The organism is Pseudooceanicola onchidii, from assembly GCF_004959925.1.
Classification (GTDB): domain Bacteria; phylum Pseudomonadota; class Alphaproteobacteria; order Rhodobacterales; family Rhodobacteraceae; genus Pseudooceanicola; species Pseudooceanicola onchidii.
In genome coordinates this window covers 1,528,481-1,552,851 of record NZ_SPUW01000001.1, presented here as the reverse complement: position 1 = coordinate 1,552,851, position 24,371 = coordinate 1,528,481, and the positions used below count along the sequence as shown (strand labels likewise).

Annotated in this window: 27 protein-coding genes; 11 read left to right on the top strand and 16 right to left on the bottom strand. The window is 63.8% G+C overall.

Annotation, left to right across the window (positions count from 1 at the left end):
• The first annotated feature begins 27 nt into the window (after nt 1-27).
• Genes sufC through E4S58_RS07500 form a run of 5 tightly spaced genes read left to right on the top strand, consistent with a single transcriptional unit; the run spans nt 28 to nt 4,370 of the window.
• A complete protein-coding gene (gene sufC / locus E4S58_RS07520) occupies nt 28-783 on the top strand; it encodes a Fe-S cluster assembly ATPase SufC (RefSeq protein ID WP_136635873.1) in 756 nt (251 codons plus the stop codon).
• Nucleotides 783-2,078, top strand: a complete 1,296-nt coding sequence (sufD, locus tag E4S58_RS07515; protein ID WP_136635696.1) for a Fe-S cluster assembly protein SufD — start codon at nt 783-785, stop codon at nt 2,076-2,078. Before sufC ends, sufD begins: the two co-directional genes overlap by 1 nt.
• A complete protein-coding gene (locus E4S58_RS07510) occupies nt 2,078-2,563 on the top strand; it encodes a YIP1 family protein (protein WP_136635695.1) in 486 nt (161 codons plus the stop codon). Before sufD ends, E4S58_RS07510 begins: the two co-directional genes overlap by 1 nt.
• Nucleotides 2,560-3,150: a YIP1 family protein gene (locus E4S58_RS07505; RefSeq protein WP_136635694.1), complete on the top strand. Its 591-nt coding sequence runs from the start codon at nt 2,560-2,562 to the stop codon at nt 3,148-3,150. The genes E4S58_RS07510 and E4S58_RS07505 overlap by 4 nt, the downstream gene beginning before the upstream one ends.
• On the top strand, nt 3,150-4,370 hold the full coding sequence (locus E4S58_RS07500; protein WP_136635693.1) for a cysteine desulfurase: 1,221 nt from the start codon (nt 3,150-3,152) through the stop codon (nt 4,368-4,370). Before E4S58_RS07505 ends, E4S58_RS07500 begins: the two co-directional genes overlap by 1 nt.
• On the opposite strand, the gene E4S58_RS07495 is transcribed toward E4S58_RS07500, so the two are convergent.
• The 4 genes from E4S58_RS07495 to E4S58_RS07480 form a co-directional block, all read right to left on the bottom strand.
• On the bottom strand, nt 4,367-4,933 hold the full coding sequence (locus E4S58_RS07495) for a TetR/AcrR family transcriptional regulator (protein WP_136635692.1): 567 nt from the start codon (nt 4,931-4,933) through the stop codon (nt 4,367-4,369). The two genes, E4S58_RS07500 and E4S58_RS07495, sit on opposite strands and share 4 nt — an antisense overlap.
• Nucleotides 4,930-5,370: a PaaI family thioesterase gene (locus E4S58_RS07490; protein ID WP_136635691.1), complete on the bottom strand. Its 441-nt coding sequence runs from the start codon at nt 5,368-5,370 to the stop codon at nt 4,930-4,932. Before E4S58_RS07490 ends, E4S58_RS07495 begins: the two co-directional genes overlap by 4 nt.
• Nucleotides 5,371-5,431: 61 nt before the next feature.
• Nucleotides 5,432-8,011 carry an ATP-binding protein gene (locus E4S58_RS07485; RefSeq protein WP_136635690.1) on the bottom strand — a complete coding sequence of 860 codons (2,580 nt, stop codon included), beginning with the start codon at nt 8,009-8,011 and terminating at the stop codon, nt 5,432-5,434.
• Between the two features lie 39 nt (nt 8,012-8,050).
• Nucleotides 8,051-8,539 (bottom strand): putative pterin-binding protein, encoded by a 489-nt coding sequence (locus E4S58_RS07480; RefSeq protein WP_169052620.1) that lies wholly within the window; start codon nt 8,537-8,539, stop codon nt 8,051-8,053.
• 144 nt (nt 8,540-8,683) lie between these two features.
• On the opposite strand from E4S58_RS07480, the gene E4S58_RS07475 reads away from it, so the two are divergent.
• The 4 genes from E4S58_RS07475 (at nt 8,684) to E4S58_RS07460 (ending at nt 13,090) form a co-directional block, all read left to right on the top strand.
• Nucleotides 8,684-9,274: a response regulator transcription factor gene (locus E4S58_RS07475; protein WP_136635688.1), complete on the top strand. Its 591-nt coding sequence runs from the start codon at nt 8,684-8,686 to the stop codon at nt 9,272-9,274.
• Nucleotides 9,275-9,388: 114 nt separating this feature from the next.
• On the top strand, nt 9,389-11,488 hold the full coding sequence (locus tag E4S58_RS07470) for a methyl-accepting chemotaxis protein (protein WP_136635687.1): 2,100 nt from the start codon (nt 9,389-9,391) through the stop codon (nt 11,486-11,488).
• Nucleotides 11,488-12,561 carry a protein-glutamate methylesterase/protein-glutamine glutaminase gene (locus E4S58_RS07465; protein ID WP_136635872.1) on the top strand — a complete coding sequence of 358 codons (1,074 nt, stop codon included), beginning with the start codon at nt 11,488-11,490 and terminating at the stop codon, nt 12,559-12,561. The genes E4S58_RS07470 and E4S58_RS07465 overlap by 1 nt, the downstream gene beginning before the upstream one ends.
• Before the next feature lie 16 nt (nt 12,562-12,577).
• Complete coding sequence (locus E4S58_RS07460; protein WP_136635686.1) at nt 12,578-13,090, top strand: chemotaxis protein CheD; 513 nt, start codon at nt 12,578-12,580, stop codon at nt 13,088-13,090.
• A 100-nt stretch (nt 13,091-13,190) separates the two neighbouring features.
• On the opposite strand, the gene E4S58_RS07455 is transcribed toward E4S58_RS07460, so the two are convergent.
• From E4S58_RS07455 to E4S58_RS07410, 10 genes are all read right to left on the bottom strand, one after another.
• Entirely contained in the window at nt 13,191-13,508 is a 318-nt protein-coding gene (locus E4S58_RS07455) for a hypothetical protein (RefSeq protein WP_136635685.1), read from the bottom strand.
• 62 nt (nt 13,509-13,570) lie between these two features.
• Nucleotides 13,571-13,957, bottom strand: a complete 387-nt coding sequence (locus E4S58_RS07450; RefSeq protein WP_136635684.1) for a response regulator — start codon at nt 13,955-13,957, stop codon at nt 13,571-13,573.
• Between the two features lies 1 nt (nt 13,958).
• Nucleotides 13,959-14,834 (bottom strand): CheR family methyltransferase, encoded by an 876-nt coding sequence (locus E4S58_RS07445; RefSeq protein ID WP_136635683.1) that lies wholly within the window; start codon nt 14,832-14,834, stop codon nt 13,959-13,961.
• Entirely contained in the window at nt 14,831-15,289 is a 459-nt protein-coding gene (locus E4S58_RS07440; RefSeq protein WP_136635682.1) for a chemotaxis protein CheW, read from the bottom strand. Before E4S58_RS07440 ends, E4S58_RS07445 begins: the two co-directional genes overlap by 4 nt.
• Nucleotides 15,282-17,468 carry a chemotaxis protein CheA gene (locus E4S58_RS07435; protein WP_136635681.1) on the bottom strand — a complete coding sequence of 729 codons (2,187 nt, stop codon included), beginning with the start codon at nt 17,466-17,468 and terminating at the stop codon, nt 15,282-15,284. Before E4S58_RS07435 ends, E4S58_RS07440 begins: the two co-directional genes overlap by 8 nt.
• 12 nt (nt 17,469-17,480) lie before the next feature.
• Entirely contained in the window at nt 17,481-17,846 is a 366-nt protein-coding gene (locus tag E4S58_RS07430) for a response regulator (protein ID WP_136635680.1), read from the bottom strand.
• The gene (locus E4S58_RS07425) at nt 17,843-18,118 is read right to left on the bottom strand and encodes an STAS domain-containing protein (protein ID WP_136635679.1); all 276 of its coding nucleotides are present in this window, start codon (nt 18,116-18,118) and stop codon (nt 17,843-17,845) included. The genes E4S58_RS07430 and E4S58_RS07425 overlap by 4 nt, the downstream gene beginning before the upstream one ends.
• A 203-nt stretch (nt 18,119-18,321) precedes the next feature.
• Nucleotides 18,322-19,299, bottom strand: a complete 978-nt coding sequence (locus tag E4S58_RS07420; RefSeq protein ID WP_136635678.1) for a methyltetrahydrofolate cobalamin methyltransferase — start codon at nt 19,297-19,299, stop codon at nt 18,322-18,324.
• A 33-nt stretch (nt 19,300-19,332) separates the two neighbouring features.
• The gene (locus E4S58_RS07415; protein ID WP_136635871.1) at nt 19,333-20,253 is read right to left on the bottom strand and encodes a methylenetetrahydrofolate reductase; all 921 of its coding nucleotides are present in this window, start codon (nt 20,251-20,253) and stop codon (nt 19,333-19,335) included.
• Nucleotides 20,254-20,291: 38 nt separating this feature from the next.
• Nucleotides 20,292-20,594 carry a virulence factor gene (locus E4S58_RS07410; RefSeq protein WP_136635677.1) on the bottom strand — a complete coding sequence of 101 codons (303 nt, stop codon included), beginning with the start codon at nt 20,592-20,594 and terminating at the stop codon, nt 20,292-20,294.
• A 254-nt stretch (nt 20,595-20,848) separates the two neighbouring features.
• On the opposite strand from E4S58_RS07410, the gene E4S58_RS07405 reads away from it, so the two are divergent.
• Complete coding sequence (locus E4S58_RS07405) at nt 20,849-21,961, top strand: Ppx/GppA phosphatase family protein (RefSeq protein ID WP_136635676.1); 1,113 nt, start codon at nt 20,849-20,851, stop codon at nt 21,959-21,961.
• A gap of 4 nt (nt 21,962-21,965) precedes the next feature.
• On the opposite strand, the gene yghX is transcribed toward E4S58_RS07405, so the two are convergent.
• Complete coding sequence (gene yghX, locus E4S58_RS07400) at nt 21,966-22,847, bottom strand: YghX family hydrolase (protein ID WP_136635675.1); 882 nt, start codon at nt 22,845-22,847, stop codon at nt 21,966-21,968.
• A gap of 152 nt (nt 22,848-22,999) precedes the next feature.
• Here yghX and E4S58_RS07395 point away from each other — a divergent pair, with 152 nt between their 5' ends.
• Nucleotides 23,000-23,716, top strand: a complete 717-nt coding sequence (locus E4S58_RS07395; protein ID WP_136635674.1) for an RlmE family RNA methyltransferase — start codon at nt 23,000-23,002, stop codon at nt 23,714-23,716.
• Here the strand turns inward: E4S58_RS07395 and E4S58_RS07390 are convergent.
• Nucleotides 23,713-23,976: a hypothetical protein gene (locus E4S58_RS07390; RefSeq protein WP_136635673.1), complete on the bottom strand. Its 264-nt coding sequence runs from the start codon at nt 23,974-23,976 to the stop codon at nt 23,713-23,715. The genes E4S58_RS07395 and E4S58_RS07390 overlap by 4 nt on opposite strands.
• Nucleotides 23,977-24,371: the final 395 nt, after the last annotated feature.

Here is a 24,371-nt window from a genome sequence, read left to right as displayed (position 1 = left end):
GACGGGGCGGATGAAAAGGACGAAAAGATGCTGGAAATCAAGAACCTGCAGGTGAAACTGGAAGACGAGGACAAACAGATCCTCAAGGGTGTGGACCTGACCGTCGAAGCGGGCAAGGTGCATGCGATCATGGGCCCGAACGGGTCGGGCAAGTCGACGCTGTCGTACGTGCTGTCCGGCAAGGACGGCTACGAGGTCACCGGCGGCGAGGCGACGCTGGACGGCGACGACCTGCTGGACATGGAAGCGGAAGAGCGCGCGGCGGCGGGCCTGTTCCTGGCGTTCCAGTACCCGGTCGAGATCCCCGGCGTCGGCAACATGACCTTCCTGCGCACTGCGGTGAACGCACAACGCAAGGCGCGCGGCGAAGACGAGATGTCGGCGACCGATTTCCTCAAGTTCGTGCGTGAAAAGGCCAAGGATCTGAAGATCGACGCCGACATGCTGAAGCGCCCCGTGAACGTCGGTTTCTCGGGTGGTGAGAAGAAGCGCAACGAAATCCTGCAGATGGCGGTTCTTCAGCCGCGCATGTGCATCCTGGATGAAACGGATTCGGGCCTGGACGTCGACGCGATGAAACTGGTGTCCGAAGGCGTGAACGCGCTGCGCGATGCAGGCCGTGGCTTCCTGGTCATCACCCACTACCAGCGCCTTCTGGACCACATCAAACCGGACGTCGTGCACATCATGGCCGACGGCCGGATCATCAAGACCGGCGGTCCCGAACTGGCGCTGGAAGTCGAACAGAACGGCTATGCCGACCTGCTTGCGGAGGCCGAATAATGGCCGCACGCGCAGGACTCATCGAACAGAAGCAGGGCGCGACCAGCGCGCGGCTCGACAGCCTGGGTCCGGTGGCGGACAAGGGTTGGACGGCCACGGCACGCAAGGCGGCGCTGGACCGGGTGGTGCAGCAGGGCCTGCCGCACGCCCGTGATGAATACTGGAAATTCACCAAACCCACGGGCTTGGTCGTGGCCGATGTCACCCCGGCGGCGGTCTTTACCGGCGACGAGGTGCAGGTGTTCGACAGCGTCGACCGCGTCAAGCTGGTCTTCGTGGACGGCGTCTTCGACGCCGCGGCCTCGGACGATCCCGCACTTGCGGGGGTCAAGATCGAACGTCTGGCCGAGGCGACCTCGGACATCCACTGGGCGCAGGGGCTTTATGGCACGCTCGAGGCGAACGGTCAGGATCCGGTCGCACGTCCGCTGGCCGCGCTGAACACCGCCTACGCCACCGACGGCGTGCTGATCCATGCGACCGGCAAGGCGGAAAAGCCCGTGTCGCTGATCTATCGGCACGAGAGCGAGACCTCGGATGCGATCTTGCACCACGTGATCAAGCTGGATGCCAAGGCCGAGCTGACGGTGCTGGAAAACGGCCCCGCCGCCGCGCGGTTCAACAAGGTGATGGAGGTCGATATTGCCGATGGCGCGGCTTTCCACCACGTCCGGGCGCAGGGGCGCGATCACGAACGTCAGGCCGCGACGCATATCTTCGCGCGTCTGGGCACCGAGAGCACGTTCAAAAGCTTTACCCTGACCGCGAACGGCCGGATGACGCGCAATGAATGCGTGATCGAACTGACCGGTGATGACGCCGTGGCCCACGTGGCCGGCGCCTGCGTCGGCGATGGTGATTTCCATCACGACGACACGATCTTCATCACCCATGACGCGGTGAACTGCGAAAGCCGCCAGGTGTTCAAGAAGGTGCTGCGCAACGGTGCGACGGGCGTGTTCCAGGGCAAGATCCTGGTGAAGGAAGGCGCACAGAAGACCGACGGCTACCAGATCAGCCAATCGCTGCTGCTGGACGGGGACAGCCAGTTCCTGGCCAAGCCCGAGCTTGAGATCTACGCCGATGACGTGGCCTGTTCGCACGGCTCCACGTCCGGGGCGATCGATGAGGATGCGCTGTTCTACCTGCGGTCGCGCGGGGTGCCGGAAGGACGGGCAACCGACCTGCTGACGCTGGCCTTCCTGGCCGAAGCGGTGCAGGAGATCGAGGACGAGGCGCTCTCGGACGAGATCCTGGGCAAGGTCGAAGCCTGGCTGGATCGTCGGCGCGGCTGATGTCGATCCTGCGGGATATCGTGGCGACCTATCGCGGGCCCGTGCCCGTGTTGCAGCGCCGGATCGAAGGCGGCGCGCGGGAAGACCGCGCGCTGGCCGTGCTGATGGCGGGCTGCGGTCTGCTGTTCGTGGCGCAGTGGCCGCGACTGGCCCGGCAGTCGTTCGAGACCGGAGCCGAGCTTGAGATGCTGATGGGCGGATCGCTGATGGCGCTGGTGTTTATCCTGCCGCTGATCCTTTACGGCCTCGGCGCGCTCAGCCACGCGGTGGCGCGGGTCGTGGGCGGGCAGGGCGGTTTCTATTCTGCCCGCATGGCGCTGTTCTGGGCGCTGCTGGCCACGGCGCCGGCCTTTCTTCTCAACGGGTTGACCGAAGGGTTCCTGGGGGCCGGGCCGCAGACGGCCCTGACCGGGTTGCTGGCGCTTGGGGTCTTTCTGTGGTTCTGGGTGTCGGGCCTCTGGGCGGTCGAAAAGGGCCGGATATGACTTTTGATGATCTGAAATCGCTCGCGCTGGAAACGGTGACGAACCCGGCGCAGGCCGCCAAACGCGTGCTGGCGCTGGATGTTCCGATGCAGGCGGTCTGGATGGGGCTCGGCCTCGTCGCGGTGCTGAACGGGATCTACTATTCCGTCCTGCTGCCGGGGCTGGCGCAGGCGGGGCTTGCCGTGCCCGCGATGGTCGGATCGCCCGTGACGCTGACCGGGTTCATCCTGGTGATCTTCGTGCTGATGGTCTTCCTGACGGCCTTTTCGGGCCGCTTGCTGGGTGGGATCGGCGACGTGGAAAGCGTCGGCAAGATCACCGTCTGGCTGCAGATGCTGCGGGTGGTGGCGCAGGTCGTGATCTCGATCCTGTCGCTGGTGTCACCGCTGCTGGGCTGGCTGGCGGCGACCGCGCTTGGCATCTGGGGGATCTGGATCCTTCTCAATTTCGTGGCCCAGGCGCATGGGTTCAACATTCCCAAGGCGCTTGGCACGCTGGCCGTCATGTTCGTCGGCCTTATCGTGGTGATGTCCGTGCTGAGCGCCGCGCTTGGCCTTGCACCGCCCGCCCAGACCGGAGATTTCTGATGTACGACGTCGACGCGATCCGCCGCGATTTCCCGATCCTGTCGCGCGAGGTCAACGGCAAGCCGCTGGTCTACCTGGACAACGGGGCCTCGGCACAGAAGCCGCAGGTGGTGATCGACGCGATCAATACCGCCTATTCGCATGAATACGCCAATGTGCACCGCGGGCTGCATTACCTGTCGAACCTGGCGACCGAGAAATACGAAGGCGTCCGGCGCAAAATCGCCCAGTTCCTGAATGCCGGGTCAGAGGACGAGATCATCTTCACCTCGGGCACGACCGAGGGGCTGAACCTTGTCGCATACGGCTGGGCCATGCCGCACCTGCAGGCGGGCGACGAGATCGTGCTGAGCGTGATGGAGCATCACGCCAACATCGTGCCGTGGCACTTCCTGCGTGAGCGTCAGGGTGTCGTGATCAAATGGGTCGATGTCGAGGCCGACGGATCGCTGGATCCGCAGAAGGTCATCGATGCCTTCGGGCCCAGGACCCGGATGGTCTGCGTGACGCAGATGTCGAACGTGCTGGGCACCGTGGTGGACGTCAAGACGATCTGCGCCGCCGCCCGCGAGCGCGGCATCGTGTCGGTGATCGACGGATCGCAGGCCGCGGTTCACATGCCGGTCGACGTGCAGGACATCGGGTGTGATTTCTATCCGATCACGGGCCACAAGCTTTACGGCCCCTCGGGGTCCGGGGCGATCTTTGCCCGTGCCGAGCGGCAGGCCGAGATGCGGCCATTCCTCGGCGGCGGTGACATGATCCGCGAAGTGACCAAGGATGCCGTGATCTATAACGATCCGCCGATGAAGTTCGAAGCAGGCACCCCGGGGATCGTGCAGACGATCGGTCTTGGCGTCGCGCTGGATTACATGATGGGCGTCGGGATGGAAAACATTGCCGCCCACGAGGCCGAGATCGCGCGCTATGCCGCAGAACGGCTGCACGGGGTGAACTGGATCCAGGTCCAGGGCACTGCACCGGGCAAGGGGGCGATCTTTTCGTTCACCCTGGAAGGGGCGGCCCATGCCCATGATATTTCGACCATTCTTGACAAGAAGGGCGTCGCGGTGCGGGCCGGGCAACATTGCACCGGACCGTTGATGGAGCACCTGGGCCTGTCGGCGACCTGCCGCGCGTCCTTTGGCATGTACAACACCAAGTCCGAGGTCGACGCGCTGATCGACGCGCTGGAACTGGCGCACGATCTGTTCGGTTAACGCCGGGCGACGGCTGCCAGCATCTCTCCGGCGCGGTGAAGCCCGACGGTCGAGCGTTGCGCGCGGGCGCGGGCAATGCCGCCGTCCAGCGCCGCCAGAACCGTGGTGGCCAGATCCTCCGGCTGCGTGGCGCCCCCGGCCTCAAGCGCTTCGGCCAGTTGCGTGGTCACATCACGGTAGGCGGCGGCGATCCGTGTGCGCAGGGCAACCTCACCCGCCTCGACCTCCTGTGCCAGCAATGACAGCAGCGCGCCCTGGGTATAGTCATGCCCTTCGACCCAGGCGGCGGTGTCGGTGAAAAGCCGCATCACCTGTTTGTCCGCGGCCACCTTGCCATCGGCGGCACGGGCAAATCGCCCGATCATCTCTTGCGTCAACCAGTCGACGGCGGCCACCGTAAGCTCTTGCTTGCCATCGGGAAAATGGTGGTACATCGACCCCTTGGGCACGCCCGCATGGGTCAGGATCGCGGCCACCCCGGTCGCGTGGTAGCCCTGCGATTGGTACAGGGCGACGGCGGCGCGGATCAGCCGGGCGCGGGTTTCTTCGCCCTGCCGGGTCATGCCGGTGTCTTCTGTGGCAGCACCGCGATCGAGGCCATGGCGACAGCGACCTTCTTGGGATCGCGGCCTTCGGCTTCGGCCCAGACCTCGGCCTCGACCGTGACGACGCTGCGTCCGGCACGGATGGTCCGGCCCTTGGCGCGCAGCAGCTCTCCGGTGGCGGGGGCGAGGAAGTGCAGCGTGTAATTGGCCGTGACGACATCCGCACCGGTGGCGGCAACGCCGGCCCAGGCACAGGCGGCATCCGCGATCGTGCCGACGCAGCCGCCGTGGACATAGCCGTGGTGTTGGGTCATCTCGGGCCGGATCCGCACGGTCAGTTCAACCTGGCCATTGCCGACCGCGATCGGCGTGATGCCGAGCCATTGGTTGAACCCCTGGTTGGCCGAACTGCGGGTCAGCCGGTCCACGAGGTCAGGATCGTTCCAATCATACATCGTCGTTGCTCCTAGACCGTTTGGTCTAGTTTGGCGGCGAATATGGTCGGGTCAAGGGGCGTCAGGGGCTGACGGGGATCGTCGGACGCGCGTCAAGGACCTGGGCGCGCAGATCGGGCCAGATCCGACAGGCGTCGCTCAACTTTGCTTCTGCCGCCGCCCGATCACCGGCACGCCAGTCGGATTCTCCTTCGATCAGAAGGCGATGCAGGCGTGGCAGGCCGAAACTGGCACAGCCGCCGGCCGCGTCATGCAGGGCGCGGGCGACGGCGTCATCCTGCGGTTCGGCCGCGGCCAGTCGCCCTGGCAGGTCGGCCAGTGCCCGGTCGGTTTCCGCAACGAAGGCATCGATCAGGCGGGTGGCCGTTGCGGGATCCAGTTCGGCCAGAAGCGAATCGAAGGGCGGCTGGTCGTCGTCCTGCTGCGGTGGCCCGACCGCCTTGCCGACCGCCGAGGCGATCTGTCGACGCAGCGCCGCGCGGTCGATCGGCTTGTGCAGGACGGCGTCCATCACCGCATCGGTCTGGGTCTGGTCAAGCCCGCCGGTCAGATGCGCGGTCAGCGCGATGATCCGGGTCTGGCTGTTCGGGCCAGTGCCGGCGCGTATGGCCTGCGTCGCGGCGATGCCGTCCATAACGGGCATCGAGATGTCCATCAGGATCAGATCGAAATGTTCCCTATTGGCCAGATCGACGGCGGCGGCGCCGTTGACGGCTTCGGTCACGCGGTGGCCGTCGTTTTCCATCAGGCGGCGGGCGATGAACCGGTTGGTCGCATTGTCCTCGACCAGAAGGATGCGGGCACAGGTGCCGGTGCCCGGCCGGTCCTCGGTTTCATCCTCGGCCAGCGGCATCGCCGGGGGCAGGGGCAGGCGCACCCAGAACAGCGACCCTTCCCCCGGTTCGCTTTCGGCGCCGATGGTGCCGCCCATGGCCTCGACCAGCGTCTTGGCGATGCCCAGCCCAAGGCCGGTGCCCTGGATCTGCTGGTTGATCGCCCGGTCGGTGCGTACGAAATCGTCAAAGATCCGCTCAAGTTCGGCGGCGGTCATGCCAAAGCCGGTGTCGATCACCTGGATCTCGATCAACTCCTCCGACAGGCGGCTGGCCTCGATCGTGATGACACCGTCCTTGGTGAACTTGATCGCATTGCCCAGAAGGTTCGAGATCACCTGGCGCAGCCGGTCCGGATCGCCCGCGACCGTGCCGATCGGATCGGCGCTGGTCACCTCGACCCGATTGCCGGTTTCGCGGGCCCCGGCGGCAAAGGCCAGTGTCAGATCACCCAGCATCCGGTCCAGGTCGAAGGCGCGGGTGTTCAGCTTCATCCCGCTTTCGATCTGCGTGATATCAAGCACATCGTTGACCAGCGTCAGAAGCGTGCTCGACGAATTGCGCAGCATCGGCAGGAAGGTGTCGCGCAGTGGACCTGCGTGATCGTCCTGCGTGACCTCCTCTTCGATCAGATCCAAGGTGCCGAGGATGCCGTTCAGCGGTGTGCGCATCTCGTGGCTGATCACACCCAGGAACCGCGCCTTGGCCCGTTCGCCGGCAAGGGCGTGGTCCCGCGACTGCTTCAGTTCGGTTTCCACGTTCATCTGGTGCGAGATGTCGCGGATCACGCAGACGCAGATCGGGCGCTTTTCACGGGTCGAGGTGCCGACCGACATCTCGACCGGAAAGGTCGTTTCATCCGGGCGGATCCCGATCAGGCGGATGCCGGTCTGGCGTTCCGCGGCCATGCGCAACAGCTGCGCTCCGGTCAGCGGCTCAAGGCCCGTGTCCGACCGATAGGCCAGCATCGTGCCGATCCTGGCGCCGCGGGTATAGATATCGTCCCGGTTGAAAAGATCCGCTGCCGTACGGTTCAGGTTGTCGATCCGTCCGTCGTCCTCGACCACGACGATGCTGTCGCGCGAGGTGTTGAACGTCGCCTCGAGCCGGGCAGAGGTCGACAGGTTTTCCTGCAGTTGCCGGACCGAGATCTGCGCCATCCTGCGAAACTGCACGACCATCGCCGCAAGGATCACCAGCAGCAGGAACGAGGCCATGGCCAGCCTGAGAAGCACCTGCGAAATCTCTTGCCGCGAGGCGTCGGAGTCGTGCACGAGCGCGCGGTTGCCTTCCGTGGTGACGGCGCGGGTCTGTTCGCGCAGCAGGGTCAAGGTCGCCAGAAGGCCGGGCAGGTCGGCGATCAGGGTGGAATCGTCGGCGTCGATGCGATCGGCCATCACGCGCACTTCGGTCGCCAGTAGGGCAAAAAGCGTCGACAGCGCGGGGTCGTCGAAGGCGCGGCGGTACACTTCGCTTTGCGACAGGGTCTGCGCGCGGGAATACAGGATGTCATAGCGCCGCCGCAGATCGGTCAGATCAACCGGCTGGCCAAGCGCACGCGCCGTATCCGCTTCCTGCACGGCCAGCGTCAGCGCCAGAAACTCGACCTCGAACTGCGACAGGGTCCATTGCACGTTGTCCTGCGGCGCGGATTCCAGTTCGGCCAGCTTGTGCCGCACGTCGATCATCAGCGACCCGACCAGCAGCACCGACATGAACAGCATCGCGCCAAGCCCGACGATGTAGAAGGGATTGACGTGCGCGGGTCGTTTCTTGGCCGGTTCAACAACCGGGGGCGGCAGGCTCATGGGCTGTGCTCCGGCTGGCGGGGCGCCATCCGGGCCTTGTTACTGCGTGATCTCGATCCGGTCGAGTTGCCAGATCGAATTGGCATAGACAACTTCGGTGCGGAATTTCGCATCCGAGTCGTAGGGGTAGACCAGCCAGACCGGGCCCTTGTCGCGCAGGGTCATCGGTTTTCCGTTGCGCTCGTAGGCCAGCATGGCCCCGTCGGGGGTGAAATGACCGACGTCTATGGTGATCTGGTAGTCGTTGGCGGCCGTAAGGCTCATGGTGCCTTCGGTCAGGCCCAGCCGCTCCAGCACCTCGGTCACGCGGACGCCGGTGAAGGTCTGTTCGCCGTCGGTCCAGATGGTCGACGTGGTGAACCGGTCCGCGGGAAGTTCGCGCAGCGCCCCGAGGTCGAGCGGATAGGTCTCGCCCTTGGCGCGGATCGTCAGGATCGGGGGTTCGGTGGTCGTGGGCAGGGTGTCGGCGGCTGTGCAGATGACCGGACTGAAGGTGAGAAGGACGGTCAGGGCAAGTCGTCGAAACATCGATGTCTCCGTTCTGAAAGGCATTACGGGCTGGCACCCGAGCGTATTCTATGATCCTTGCCGTCTCGTAAACAATTCGGCAAGTTTTGAGGACATAAACTGTCCTTTCGGATAGGTTACGACTCGAAGCTACGGAGGATGGGCATGGGAAAGATCCTGCTTGCTGACGATCACGGACTGGTGCGCGAAACCATCGCGGCCTATCTGATGCAGAACGGTCTTCACGAGGTCACGGCGGTCGGCGACATGACCGGCGCCGAAGCGGCGCTCGACACCAGCAGCTATGATCTGATCCTGTTGGACTATCGCATGCCGGGCATGGAATCGCTCGATGGTCTTCGCAAGCTGGCCGAACGCTTTCCTGATGTTCCCGTTGCCCTGATCTCCGGTGCCGCCGGGGGCGAGGTCGCGCGGCAGGCGATCGATCTGGGGGCGGCCGGGTTTTTGCCCAAGACGCTTGGCCCCGATGATCTGATCCAGGCGGTCAGCACGCTGATGGCGGGCGGCGCCTATATCCCCGACGACGCGCTGGCCGATGCCTCGCACCGGCTGACCCCGCGTGAGGTCGAGGTCGTGCGCGGCATCGCCGGCGGCAAGTCCAACAAGGAAATCGCGCGCGATCTCGGGGTGCAGGAAGTGACGATCAAGCTGCACGTCAAGACGCTGTCGCGTAAGCTCGAGGCGCGCAACCGGACCCATGCCGCGATGCGCGCGCGTGACCTGGGGCTGGTCTGAAAAAATTTCGTCAGCCAGCAGATGGCGGGCAGGGATTAAGTCAATCTTCATGGCCCCGCGCCATAACAGACCCCGAAGTGGTGCCGTGATGCGCCGTTGTCCGAGGGGTCTTTCATGTTCATCCGTCGCGTGGGTCTGGCCGTCAAGATTACGGCTGCCGTCTATCTTCTGATCATCGGAAGCCTGCTTGGGTTTCGGGCCCTGTCGCCCGCGGTGCCCGACCATCTGCTGACCATAGGGCTGGCCGGGATCGGCGCGGTTCTGTGCTTCGTCGGTGCGCGCGGTCTGGTTGGCCGGCTGCGTCGTGTCACGGATGGACTGGCGGCGCTTCACCCGTCGGATGGCAAGACGCCCGTGGATGAGCTCTCGCGCCTGACGCTTATTGCGGACCAGTTGGGCAGCTCGCTGGACAGGGCCCGGCAGACGAACGCGGAAAATCTGCGCAAAAGCGTCGCGATCGACACCAGTTCCGCTGCGCTGATGATGACGGATGCGGATTTCAACATCCAGTACACCAACAGGTCCGTCGTGCAGCTTCTGGCCAACCGTCAGAAGGACTTCGCCACCGTTGATCCGGGGTTCGACGCGGAAAAACTGATCGGCCGGAACATGGATGAATTCCACAAGGTGCCCGCGAAGATCCGCAAGATGATGAGCAATCCGAAGAACCTGCCCTTCATCACCGATATCTACGTCGGGCAGGCCGCGGTCCAGCTGCGGGTAGATGCGATTCCGGGCGATGACGGCGCCGTCGCCGGGATGGTTCTGGAATGGATCGACGTGACCGACCGGCGGCGTGACCAGGCAACACTGGACGCGATCGAGAACAGCAAGGCCAAGGCGGAATTCACCCTGGACGGGGCGGTTGTCCGGGCGAATGGAAATTTTCAGGCCTGCGTCGCGGACCATCAGGTCGACAGCACCGACTTCATGGCGCGCCTGCAGGCGGTCGACAGTGACATGACCGGCACGGACATCGCCCGGACCATCTCGGCCGGAGAGGCGGTGTCCGGTCGTTTCCGGGCAATCGGCCCGGACGGTGCGACGGTTCTGGATGGCGGGTTTTATCCGATCCGCGATCTCAAGGGAAAGACCGGGTCGATCCTCTTCATCGCCGACGACGTGACCGAAGAGCACACCGCGATGGAACAGGCAGAGGCCGCGCGCAAGCAGCTTGAAGACAACCAGAAACTGGTCGTGGATTCGCTGCGCATCGGGTTGAAGGCCATCGCCTCCGGCGATCTGACAACGCGTTTGTCGACACCCTTCGCCGGGGAAGATGATCAGCTTCGGGTCGATTTCAACAATTCGACCGACCACCTGACCCGAGCGATGAGCTCGGTCGCGCGCGAAACCGGCGCCATGCAGCAGGAGACGGCCGAAATCGTGAAGGCGTCGGACGATCTTGCGAAACGCACCGAAAAGCAGGCCATGACGCTGCAGGAGACCGCCAGCAGCCTGGATGAGCTGACGCAAACCGTCGCCTCGACCGCCACGGGCACCTCGCGCGCGAACCAACTGGTGGTCGAGGCGCAGCGCAGCGCGGAAAGCTCTGGCGCCGTCGTGGATTCAGCGGAACACGCCATGTCGGAAATCGCCGCCTCCTCCCAAGAGGTCGTCAAGGTGATCTCCGTCATCGACGATATCGCTTTCCAGACCAATCTGTTGGCGTTGAACGCCGGCGTCGAAGCTGCCCGCGCGGGCGAGGCCGGTCGCGGGTTCGCCGTTGTCGCCACCGAGGTTCGGGCGCTGGCCCAGCGCTGCGCCGATGCCGCGGCCGAAATCGGTTCGCTGATCTCGCGGTCGGGACAGCATGTGTCGCAAGGCGTGGAACTGGTTGGTCAGACCGGTGCCGCGCTCAAGGGCATCGTCCAGTCCATCGGAGAAATCTCGGACTACATCGGAGAGATCGCCCGCGCGGGTGATGAACAAAGCACGTCGCTGTCCCAGATCAACGGCGCGATCAACCAGATCGACCATGCGACGCAACAGAACGCCGCGATGTTCGAACAGACGTCTTCTGCCGCGCATGCCCTCGCGTCCCGAACCCAGAGCCTGGTCAGCGCCATTGGCCAATTCTCGATCGGTGACGACATCGTCGGAGCCCGTCGAACGTCGAAGGCAGCCCTGCCAGGAACGGTCGAGGTGCCGATGAGGGCCGTCGCCAACGGTGGACCAAGGACCCTCCGCGCGGCAGACGATTGGACAGATTGATGCTGACTTCCTCGCGTACGCCGCAATCCTGTCGTGTTTTGCTGGTCGATGACTCTCCGGCGATCCTCAACATGCTAAGCCACGGCCTTGCCCGTCATCCCGAGATCGAAGTCGTCGGGACCGCCATCGATGCCTATGATGCCCGCGAAAAGATCAAGGCGCTGAACCCGGACGTGATCACGCTGGACGTCGAGATGCCGCGCATGAATGGTCTCGATTTTCTTGAACGGATCATGCGTTTGCGCCCCATGCCCGTCGTGATGTTTTCAAGCGTCACCGTCGAAGGCAGCCAGGCTGCAATCCGGGCCCTGTCTCTTGGTGCCGTCGATGTGCTGGTGAAGCCGCAGGAAGGGATCAGACCCAATTTCCTCGACGACATGGCCGTGCGGGTTCTGGCGGCCGCGCGCAGTGGCGGACGGCAGATCGCCAGGACTGACGGGCTGCGGCGGATCGAAACCACCTTACAGCCCAACAAGATCAAACGCTGGAATGGCCGGATCGTATTGATCGGCGCATCGACCGGGGGCGTTGCCGCGATCGAAACCGTGTTGAAGGGTTTGCCAGTCTCCTGTCCGCCGATCGTGATCTCTCAGCATATGCCTGAGAGTTTCTTGAAAAGTTTTGTCTCTCGCTTGGACCAGCGAAATGGTCAACGTGTCCGGGTCGCGACCGATGGCGCCCAGCTTGAGCAGGGAACAGTGTACATAGCCCCCGGGGGCGACCGCCACACAGGCGTCACCCGGCGGGGCGGTGCCTTCTATTGCACGGATATCATGGGCCCCAAGACCAACGGACATTACCCGTCGGTGGATGAGCTCTTCGGCTCTGCCAAAGCTTTTCCAGAGGCCGTCATCGGCGTCATCCTCACCGGACTTGGGCGTGATGGCGCAGAGGCTTTGGCCCAGATTCATGACGGCGGTGCGCTGACCCTCGGCCAGAACAAGGAATCCTGCGTGGTCTACGGGATGCCCCGCGCCGCTGCCGAACTTGGAGCGGTCGACAAGGAACTTCCGCTGGACGAGATTGCGGGAGAGATTTGCCGTATGGCCGAAAAAACGACATCGCGGGTCTGAGGATCGAGTGCAATCCATGAACAAACCTGAATCCGTCAGCATTTCCCAGGGTGAGTTTGCCGTCTCCGGCAAGTCGGGCGCTGTCATCTCAACGATCCTGGGGTCGTGTGTCGCCGTGTGTCTGTGGGATGACACCGCAGGCGTCGGCGGCATGAACCACATCCTGGTGGCGCAATCCAATGTCGGAGGAATCGCCAATGACTTTGCCGGTGTCAACGCGATGGAGCTGTTGATCAATGCGCTCGTCCGGGAAGGGGCAATGCGGACCCGCTTGAAGGCAAAGGTTTTCGGCGGAGCCCGCATGGTCCGCGGCCTGTCGGACATCGGACATGCCAATGGTGCCTTTGCGCTGAAGTTTCTTGATCAAGAGGGGATCCCATGCATCGGGAATTCGCTCGGCGGGTCTTCTGCACGGCATATCCGTTTCTATCCGGCTGAAGGCCGGGTCATGCAGAAAACGGTCGCCTCGGCACCCGAGCCAACGCCTGCCGTCAAAGTGCCCGCGCGCAATGATGTGGAACTTTTTTAGACTAGGTCGCCGAGGTTTTTTAATACCGTTGGGCCAAAGCAAACCCTCGGATTGCGGGATCCGAGGGCTTAGCATTTCACGTAATCAAAGGGGGGTGCGGTCAGAGCCAGATGTCATGCACCGCAGCGCCGTTGTCCTTTTTTGGGACCAGCCCCTCAAGACTTTCCCGCATGTCGACAAGTTCGTGCAGACTGTCGAGGTGCACTTCGCGGCCCTCAGTCCAGCTGAGCTTCTCTCCGACATGCGACATCACGGCGCCGATGTCCTTGAGCGACTGTCGGAGGTAGTCGAGCCTCTGCAAAGTACGAAAAGCCTCGGCGGACAGCCTGTCCGTTGCGCTCAGAGTTTCGGACAGGGATCTCTCCAGCTCATGCGCCAGGCCATGGAGCGTCGAGACCTGCTCGCCCAGGACAGACATGAGGACGTCTGCCGGAACCTCAGGGGCCGACGCGTGGGACGTTTTTTTGGTATCGGGCCCGTTCACAGACGCCCCACGACGGCTTCGATGCAGGTTTGCAGGTCTTTGGGCTCAAAAGGTTTCTTGAGAAAATTGTTCATCCCCAACTTGCGTCCCTGATCGATGATGGCCTTGTCAGCCTTCCCGGTGATCAGGATGAACCCGACTCCCTTGGTCTTTGGACCCGTGCGCAGACGGTGCAGCAGTTGCAGCCCGTCCATGCCCGGCATGTTGTAGTCCGAGATCACCAGGTGGACCGGCTGGGTTTCCAGCGTTTTCAACGCGCTTGGACCATCAGCCGTGCTGGCGACGTTGCGAATGCCAAAGGCGTCGAGGGCCTGGGTGATGAGGCCACGGCTGGTCGACATGTCGTCCACCACCATGATCCGGATCTGATCGCGCAGTGCCATGTCAGGCTTCCTTCACTTTCGTCGTGGGGGCTTCTGCCCCGGGTTTTGTTCGGTAGGCGGTCATTCCGACCGATGTGAACCGCGTTGCTGCGGCATCAGACACACGTTCGGAGTGCCCAAGAAAGAACCAGCCCTCGGGCGCCAGCGCGTTTTCGAAACGAGGCCAGAGCGTGTCCTGTGTCGGGGCGTCGAAGTAGATCACGACATTCCGACAGAAGATCGCATCGAACTTGTTGCGCATTGGCCAGTCGCGCAGCAGGTTGAGCTCTCTGAAGCGGATCATGCGCTTGAGGCCGGTGTCGATCTGGAGCCCGTTGCCTGAGGGGCGAAGGTATTTCTTGCGCATCTCGGGTGGGATCCCGTTGATCTGCTGTTCCGAGTAGATACCGGCCTCGGCCTTGTCGAGGATGTTGGGGTCGATGTCCGACGCGAGGATCAACACGTCCCGCGCGGCAAGCTCGGGCGCGGCCTCCTGGATCGTCATGGCGATCGAATAGGGTTCCTGACCGCTTGAGCAGCCGGCAGACCAGATCCGGACGGGGTGTCCGGCTCTCGATTTCGCCATCAGCAGGGGCAGGGCCCTGTCGCGAAAGATCTCGAAGTGATGGTTTTCGCGGAAGAAATGCGACACGTTGGTGGTGAGAGCCGAGATCATGTGCCGCCGTTCTTCCGCGCCCTTCTGACTGGTGACGAATTCGACGTAGTCATTGTAGGTGGGCAGCCCCAGGGCAGACATGCGGTGGCGCAAGCGGGATTGTACCATGGTCAGCTTGGTCGTTGGCAGCACGAGGCCGGCCTCGGCCTTGGCAAGGGCCGAGATCTTGCCAAAGGCGGCCTCTGTCAGCGTGCCGCCACCGGTGGTCGCCGCGGCTGTCATGCGGCCTCTTCCGAGGTTGCCGGGACGATGGCCGACAGGTCGAGGACACGGATCATGCGATCGTCGATCACTGTGAGCGCACGCACGACGGCCATCTGCGGATCAGAGGACAGTTCGGGCGGCGGTTGAAGGTCGTCTTCGGTCATCGCGACGATGTCCGAGACCGCGTCGACCAGAAGGCCGGTCAGCGTTCCGTTGATCTTGACCACGATGATCACATTGCGATCGGTGACCTCACGGGAGGGCAGGTTCAGCCGACGGGCGAGATCCATGACCGGCAGGACGGTCCCGCGCAGGTTGATCACACCGCGCATGTATTCGGGGGCGTGGGGCATCGGGGTCGTGCGGGTCCATCCACGGATTTCCCGTACGGACATGATGTCGAGCGAATATTCCTGCTCTGCGACGCGGAAGGTCAGCAGTTCGAGGCTGTGGTTTGTTGTTGTTTCAGTCATTTACAACCTTCCTTTCCATGATGGACAGGTCTGCCTGGGGGAAGTTTCCGGAGGCGGCAATCACGTCGGCGGGATCCAGGATCAGGGCGATTCGGCCGTCGCCGAGAATGGTGGCCGCGGCGATGCCGGGCGCGCGGTAGAAGCTGTCGTCCAGCCCCTTGATGACGACCTGCCGTTGGTCCTGGATGCCGTCGATCACAAGTGCCGCGCGGGTGCCATCCTCGAGCGAGATAAGCAGGACAATCGCCTTTTCCAGCGAGTCTCGTGGCGCGCGATAGCCGAGCATCACGCCGAGATCGTAGAGCGGGACAAAGCCGCCGCGCACGCGGACCACATGGGCACCGGGGCGGAGCATCTGGACATCGTCGGGGCCGAGCGACAGGGTCTCGACGACGACGTTCAAAGGCAGAACCAGGGTCTCGCCCGCGACGTTCACGACCATGCCGTCCAGCACCGCCAACGTGAGGGGCAGACTGATGGAGAAGCTGGTGCCTTTGCCCTTTTCCGAGGTGATGGTGATGCGGCCGCCCAACTGCTGGATCGACGTCTTGACCACGTCCATGCCAACGCCGCGGCCGGAGAGATCCGACACTTCGCTTGCCGTGGAGAAGCCCGGCAGAAACAGCAGGTTGTCTATTTCACCGTCGCTGAGCGTCGCATCCGCAGGGATCAGTCCCTTGGACTTGGCGATGCCAAGGACGCGCGGGCGGTTGATGCCGCCGCCGTCGTCGGCGACCTCGATGATGACGCGACCGGAGCGGTGCGCAGCCGACAGCCGGACCTGACCGACCGGGTTCTTGCCGGCCGCGGTGCGATCTTCGGTCGACTCCAGGCCGTGGTCCACGGCATTGCGGATCATGTGGGTCAGCGGGTCTGCGAGACGTTCGATGACGGTCTTGTCGACCTCGGTTGCCTCGCCGTCCGTGACGAAACGCACCTCCTTGCGCACGGCTGCAGAGGCTTCGCGGACGATGCGGGACATGCGTTGGAACAGCGATTTGACCGGCTGCGCACGGATCATCATCACGCTGTCCTGGATATCCCGCGTGAGGCGCTGGAATTCTTCGAGCCCGTTCATCGCGTCGGAATGCGGAGAGAGGCCGGCCTGATCTAGGCTTTGCGCCAGCATCGCCTGGTTGATGACCAGTTCGCCGACGAGGTTCACCAGCCGCTCGATCCGTTCCAGATCGACCCGGACGACGGACTTCTGGCCTGCGGGGCCGGAGGGTTTGGCCGGTGATGTCTTGTCCGCAGGGCTCGCGGGTTTGGGCGTGGTCGGGACCAGTTCCAGGTCCGGCTTCGGGGCCTGTGCCGTGGCGGGTTCGACAGGTGCCGGTGCAGGTTCTGGCGGGGGGGCCGCATCCGCCTCGTCATTGACGGGCGCGTCGGGCGCAGGCAGGTCCGGGTTGTCGGGTGCCGCGCCATTTTCCTGCGTGACTGTCAACTCGCACAGGCCATCGACAAATTCGAAGACGTCGCGGATCTCGGCCTCGGAAATTGCGGCTTCGAGCCGGATCGTCCAATGAAAATACGGGGTTTCAGGGGCCAGCTGATCCAGATGAGGCAGGTCGGCCACGTGGCAGGTGACCTCGGCCTGGCCCAGATCGCAGAGGTTGCGAAGCAGCATCTGGGGTTCGTTGCCGGTGGCGAACAGTTCCTGGCCGGGCTTGAAGTCGACCAGGAAGACAGGCGTGGCGGGGGCGTCATCGACGGCGGGCAGGTCAAGCGAGATCGCAACGCCGAGGGGTTGGAAATCTTCGGGCTCGACGTCGTCTTGCGCAAGATCACCGACCAGGGCGTTCAATGCCGCGATCAGGTCTTCGCCGTCGTTGGCCGGTATCTCCTCACCGTCGCGCGACATGCGTACGAGGTCCGACAGGTGATCGGCGGCCTGGTAGAAGACCTTCTGCGCCTCGCTGTCGGCGTCGAGCTTGCCGGACCGCACCTCATCCAGCACGGTTTCATAGCTGTGTGCGAAACGAACCAGGCTTTCGAGGCCGAAGGCACCGGCACCGCCCTTAATGGAATGCACGGCGCGGAAGACGATGTTGATCGTTTCCGGGTCATCGGCGCCTTCGGAGAGCTGTTCGAGCCCGTCCTGAAGCGCTTCGAGCAGTTCGTCGCATTCGATGAAGAACGAGGCCCGGATTTCGGCCATCGGGTCGTTTGAGTCGCTCATTCCCGGGCCTCCTTATCCAGTTACCATGGTCAGGGCCTTGACCAGCTTTTCGGGATCGAAGGGTTTGACGATCCAGCCGGTGGCACCGGCGTTGCGGGCCCTTTGCTTGAGCTCCGGGGCGCTTTCGGTTGTCAGCACAAGGATCGGGGTGGCCCTGTGGTCATCCTGCTTGCGCACGGCGTCGATGAACCCGAACCCGTCCATGCGCGGCATGTTGATGTCGGTGATGATCGCGTCGGGATCGATGCCTTCCAGCACCTCGACCCCGTGGACACCATCGTCGGCCAGGTGCACTTCGAACCCGGCGGGGACGAGGCACATGCGGATCATGTCGCGCATCGTCCGGCTGTCATCTACGGCGAGAACGGTCAGGGTCATGTACGGATCTCCGACAGGCTTTCGGGCGTGAAACCGAGGTTGCGGAGCTGGTCGATGACCCGGTCCGTGGTGTTGACGATGGTCAGCTGATGATCTGCTGCGGCAAAACTGAGGGCCGCAGAGGCGATGACCTGCGTGCACAGCGCGCCGATCTGCGTGACCTCACCCGCGTCGAGGGTGAGGTCGTCGGTCAGGCGCGCGCGCAATTCGGCCGCGAGTGGGGCGGCGGCGGGCAGGTCTAGTTTCGGCGGCAGCTTGTAAGTTTCAGCCATGGTGCCGACCCGGGGCTGATCGCAATTGGGTTGTCACGCTCGGACTCCCGTTGTTCGAGGATCTCGGAACGGTGATAGGCCAGCGTGAGTTAAGGTCCGGTTACGCCACCGTCCCGAATTGCGCATCTTTTCTGAAAGTCCGTCTGAAACGAAGAAACCCCGCCATTTTCGGGCGGGGTTTCAAAGGATCCGGTAGGTGACGGTCAGCGGCGGCGGCGTCGGCCTCCGCGGCCCGATCCGGCTTCCATGGCGGCTTTCGACGCCTCGGCAAAGGTCGCGCCTTCGGCCACGGCGTCGATCACGCGGGAAAAGCCGATCCAGGCGCTGCCGTTCGGATCGTGGTTCATCAGCATGTTGGCGGCTTTGATCGCCTCCATCTCGACCTGGCGGACCGGGTTCATGATGGCCGAGGTCATGCCGGCGCCGATGGCCATGGGCAGGAAGGCGGCGTTGATGCCGTGGCGGTGCGGCAGGCCGAAGGACACGTTGGACGCGCCGCAGGTGGTGTTCACGCCAAGCTCGTCCCGCAGGCGACGCACGAGGGTGAAGACCTGCTGGCCGGCGGTGGCCATGGCGCCGATCGGCATGACCAGCGGATCGACGACGATGTCATGGGCCGGAATGCCAAAGTCGGCAGCACGTTCGACGATCTTCTTGGCGACGGCAAAGCGGACGTCGGGGTCTTCGGAAATGCCGGTGTCGTCGTTGGAGATCGCGACGACCGGCACATTGTACTTCTTGACCAGCGGCAGGACGATTTCCAGCCGCTCTTCTTCGCCGGTGACGGAGTTCAGGAGCGGGCGGCCTTCGGCGGCCTCGAGCCCGGCCTCGAGCGCGCCGGGAACCGAGCTGTCGATGCACAGCGGTACGTCGACCAGCGCCTGCACGCGCTTGACCAGTTCCGGCATCAGCATCGGTTCGACAAAGTTGTTGTCGGCGTAACGCGGATCCGAGGCCATCTTGTTGGTGAAAACGGCGCCCGAGTTGATGTCGAGCACCATGGCGCCACAGGCGACCTGTTCGATGGCGTCCTTTTCGACGGTCGAGAAATCGTCCATCTCAAGTTCGGCGGCCAGCTTCTTGCGGCCGGTCGGGTTGATCCGTTCGCCGATCACGCAGAAGGGTTCGTCGAACCCGATGGTGACGGTCTTGGTCTTGCTTTCAAGCACGGTGCGGGTCATGGCTGTCCCTTGTCTTATTGGTGTTCTGGGGGATCAGGCTGCGGCCGGTTTACCGGCGTCGCCCGCGTTGTCGGTGACCCATTTGGCGGCGGTCTTGATGCCGCCAAGCGGGAAGATATGCGCCTGTTCGATCAGGCTGTCGGGGTTTTCCAGCTTGTGCTGGGCCAGATCCGCCAGCAGGTCGGTCGGCTCGTAGGGCAGGACCAGCTTGGTCACGTCCATGGCGCGCTTCTGAAGGACCTTGAGCGACGGGCCGACGCCGCAGGCGATGGCGAACTTGATCAGGGTCTGAAGCTTGGCCGGGCCCGCGATGCCGATATGGATGGGCAGTTCGATGCCTTCGGATTTCAGGCGGTTGGCCCAGGCGATGATCGGCTGTGCCTCGAACGCGAACTGGGTGGCCATGGCGACCTTGGCATCGGTACGCTCGGCGAAGGCCTGCTTCCAGCGCAGCGCCTCCATCACCATGGCGTCGCCGCCATTGGGGTCGATGTCGCGGTTGCCTTCGGGGTGGCCGGCGATGTGCAGGCGGGTAAAGCCCGCGCGGTCGAACAGGCCTGTTTCCAGCAGCTGCATCGAGGAGTGGAATTCACCCACGGGGTCCGAGACGCCACCGGCGAGGATCAGGCCCTGTTTGACCCCGGCCTCACCCTGATAGCGGTTGATCCAGTCTTCCAGCGTGGCGGCATCGCGGATGATGCGCGCGGGGAAATGGGGCATGACGTCAAAACCGCCGTCGGACAGGCGCGCGGCGGTGGCGACCATGTCGTCAATGGGCGTGCCGTCGATATGGGCGATGTAGACGCGGGTGCCTTCGGGCAGGATCTCGCGGAAGTCCTCGACCTTCTCGGCGGTGCGGGGCATCACCTCGATCGAATAGCCCTGCAGGAAGGCTTCAAGACGACCATCGGCCTGGGCGGGCTCCTGGCGGCGGGCGAAGTTCAGAATAGCCATCAGGCGGTCCCTCCAGTTCGGGCCACGATCAGATCGTGTCATGCCCATCCATCATTTGCGATCAGGGCCTTGATGCGGTCCTGGTCATACTCGGTCTCGATCCGCGCCACTTCGCGGGCGGCGATGTCGGAAGGGTCACCTTCCTGCGGCGGCAGAGCCTGTTTGCGCCATTCGGCGAGATAGGCGTCGGTATCGGACGCCCCCACCTTCATGGCTGCGCGGTCGATGGCCTGTTCGAAGCGTTCGGGCAGGATCATCTTGGCGGCTTTCCGGCCTTTGCCGACAATCACTTGGGCCGGAATGTCGCGCCAGCAGACAAGGGTGATATCGGTGGTGGCCATGGGCGTTCCTCTGTCGTCGTGATCTTGTTCATACGAAAGCCGAAGCCCCCGCGTGAGGTCGTTTTCGACATCCTGTATTCCGCACGCGACGTGGGGGCAGGGCGGCGGGGCGGTGACGCGACCCGGCGGCGGATCCGGCACAGCACCTGACACATGCAAGCGCGGGTATTCGGGGTGCTGACGCCAGGCGGAGGCTTGCACGAACCCACTGTGTGACATAGTTTGTTTATCAACACGTATAGGAGGGCGCGACCATGGCGCCCAGGCGTCCCAAAGGATCAGGCGCTTTCCCGAAACCGGTAGAGAGCCCCGCTTCCTCAACCCCGGATCCCGCCGAACTGTATGCGGCGCTGGATCTAGGCACGAATTCGTGCCGCATGCTGATTGCCCAACCGAAGGGCAGTCAATTCCACGTCGTGGACAGCTTTTCCAAGTCTGTCCAGTTGGGCGCAGGATTGGAACGGTCGGGACAATTGTCGCGATCGTCCATGGGGCGCACCATTCAGGCGTTGCGGGTCTGTCAGCAGAAACTGAAACGGCACCAGGTCCGCCACATGCGGCTTGTCGCGACCGAGGCCTGCCGTCGGGCCGGCAACGCGGGCAAGTTCATCGAACAGGTCGAACGTGAGACCGGCCTGCGGCTTGAAATCATCCTGCCCGAGGAAGAGGCGCGGCTGGCGGTCATTTCCTGTGCGCCGCTGGTGTCGACCAAGACCGATCAGCTTTTGGTCGTGGATATCGGCGGCGGTTCGACCGAACTGGTCTGGATCGACCTGACGGCGGTGCCGCGGCGCGAACGGCCCCGGGCGATCATGCGGCTGCATTCGGGGTTCCATCCGCCCGAGAGCCCGTTTCCCGCCGCCAAGGTCGTCGACTGGATTTCCGTGCCGCTTGGCGTGGCGACGCTGCGTGATCAGTTCCGCGACGTGCGCGACGACACCGCCCGGTTTGCGCTCATGTCCTGGTTCTTTGAAGAAAACCTTGCCGAATTCGCGCCTTACCGGGACGAACAGGCGCGCGAGGGGTTCCAGATCATCGGCACCTCGGGCACCGTCACCACCGTGGCCGCGTCGCATTTGGGGCTGAAGCGCTATGACCGGACCAAGGTGGACGGGCTGCGCATGACCAGCGATCAGATCGACCGGGTGATCCGCGATTACCTGCAGCTTGGGCCCGAGGGCCGCCGCAAGGATCCCCGGATCGGACAGGACCGCCAGACCCTGATCATGTCGGGCGCGGCGATCCTTCAGGCGTTGCTGCGGTGCTGGCCGACCGACCGCCTGTCGGTGGCCGACCGGGGCCTGCGCGAAGGGCTGCTTTACGCGCAGATGTCGGCGCACGGCGTGCTGGAAGACACGCCATTCTGACCCGTCACAGGTAGGTCCGGAACCAGTCGATCGTCCGGTCCCAGGCAAGCTGGGCCGCCGCATCGTCGTAGCGCGGGGTCGAATCGTTGTGAAACCCGTGGTTCGCGCCGGGGTAGATGTGCGCCTCATAGGTCTTGCCCTCGGCCTTCAGCGCGGCCTCATAGGCGGGCCAGCCTTCGTTGATCCGGGTATCAAGCTCGGCATAGTGCAGCAGGATCGGCGCCTGGATCTTCGCGACATCCTCGGCCCGGGGCTGGCGGCCATAGAAGGGCACGGCAGCGCCCAGTTCCGGATAGGCCACCGCGGCGGCATTCGACACGCCACCGCCGTAGCAGAACCCGGTAATGCCGACCTTGCCGGTCACGCTGTCATGGCCCATCAGAAATTCGACGGCGGCGAAGAAGTCGTTCATCAGCAGCGTCGGATCGACCTGCTTCTGAAGCTCGCGCCCCTGTTCGTCGTTGCCCGGATAGCCCCCGACCGAGGTCAGCCCGTCCGGGGCCAGCGCAATGAAGCCCGCCTTGGCCACGCGTCGTGCGACATCCTGAATATAGGGGTTCAGCCCACGGTTTTCGTGCACGACCACCACGCCCGGTGCGTTTTCTTTAGCCGTCGGACGCACCAGATAGCCGCGCACGGCGCCGTTGCCATTGGGCGAGTCGTAGGTGATCCATTCGGCGGTGATGTCGGGATCGTTGAAGCTGACCTGTTCGGCCAGCGCGTAGTTCGGGCTCATCGAGCTGAGCAGGGCGGCGGCGGTCATGGTGCCGACGGCGTATTTGCCGGCCCGTTCCAGGAACTCGCGCTTGGTGATCATGCCGTGGGCGTAGTAATCGTAAAGCTCGAGTATCTCGGGCGCGAAATCTTTTGCGGTCAATCTGGTCATGGCCGGTTCTCCCCCTCGTGGCGCTGGCGCGATCAGACTAGCCTCGCGCCGGGGCAGCACGTGCTCACGTTTCCGTCACAGGCGCGGGGCGCGCGATGCTTGAGCCGGAGCGGGGCTTTCGCTATGGGGTTGGCCAATCGAAAGGGTCTGATGTGGCAAAGAAACCGACCGGCAAGAACACCTCGGGGCGCGGACAGCGCGACCTGACCGTGAAGGTGAAGACCGCACGGGGGCGCAAGCTGTCGTCGACCCGGTGGCTGCAGCGCCAACTGAACGATCCCTATGTCGCCCGCGCGCAGGCCGAGGGCTATCGCGGCCGTGCGGCCTTCAAGATCATGGAGATCGACGACAAGTACCGGTTCCTTGTTCCGGGCGCGCGTGTGGTCGACCTGGGCTGTGCGCCCGGCGGCTGGCTGCAGGTGGCGGTGCCACGGATCAATGCGCTTGGCGAGAAGAAGGGCAAGGCCGTGGGCCGGATCATCGGTGTCGACCTGCAAGAGGTCGACGCGCTGCCGGGGGCCGAAGTTCACCAGCTGGACTTCATGGCCGACGATGCGGACGAGCTGGTCAAGGAATGGCTGGGCGGTGAGGCCGACGTCGTGATGTCGGACATGGCGGCGGCGTCCTCGGGTCACAAGCAGACGGACCACCTGCGCATCATCTCATTGTGTGAAAGGGCGGCCTATTTTGCCTTCGACGTGCTGGCACCGGGCGGAACCTTCGTCGCGAAAGTGCTGGCCGGCGGGGCGGAAGGCGAGCTTCAGAAGCTATTGAAGCAGAAGTTCGACAAGGTAGCGAACTTCAAACCACCCTCGTCGCGCAAGGACAGTTCCGAAAAATTCGTCGTCGCGACGGGCTATCGCGGTTAACGATCGCGGAAGATCAGGCTTTCCGAGGCAAGAAACTGCAGGTGCGTCAGGTCGGCGGGTGCTTGGATGCGCGCGTCGGTCGCGGCGGTCCGGGCTTTCGGCAGCGGCGCAGTGTCCTGCGGCGTCTCCGTATCCAGGGGGGTGGTCGCGAACTCTCCGGTCCGCAGAAGGTCGAAAAGACGGCGGCGACGTCCGGAAAGTTCCGTGCTGTGCCGGATGGCGTTATCCATGGTTTGGTCTTCCTGCTCGATTTCAATCATGGTTAATCGCGTCTTTTGGCGAAATTACCGTCGGATTGGGGCGAGGTCGTGGTATTTATGCGTTTAACCAAGATTTCGATCCGCGTTAACCCTGAGGTTGAGTGACCCCAAGGCACGCAGCGGAATATCGCTGGTTTGTTAAACCAAGTGGATTTTGCCGCAGATTCTGGCGTGACGCCGTGAAGTTGACGCGCGCTTTCGTTTGCGCAGGTGTTTCGCCTGCCTAGACTTGGCCGAAATCCAAGGCAAAACGCGACAGGTCCCCCCATTCAGAATGACGATGCTGCATCTTTTTTCCGCACGCCCCGTGCGTCGGTTTTCCCGCGCCGCACCAGTGGGTTCGCCCCTGTTGCAGGAATGTGTCGACGGGGCCTGTCCGGGGCGTCACCCGGAAC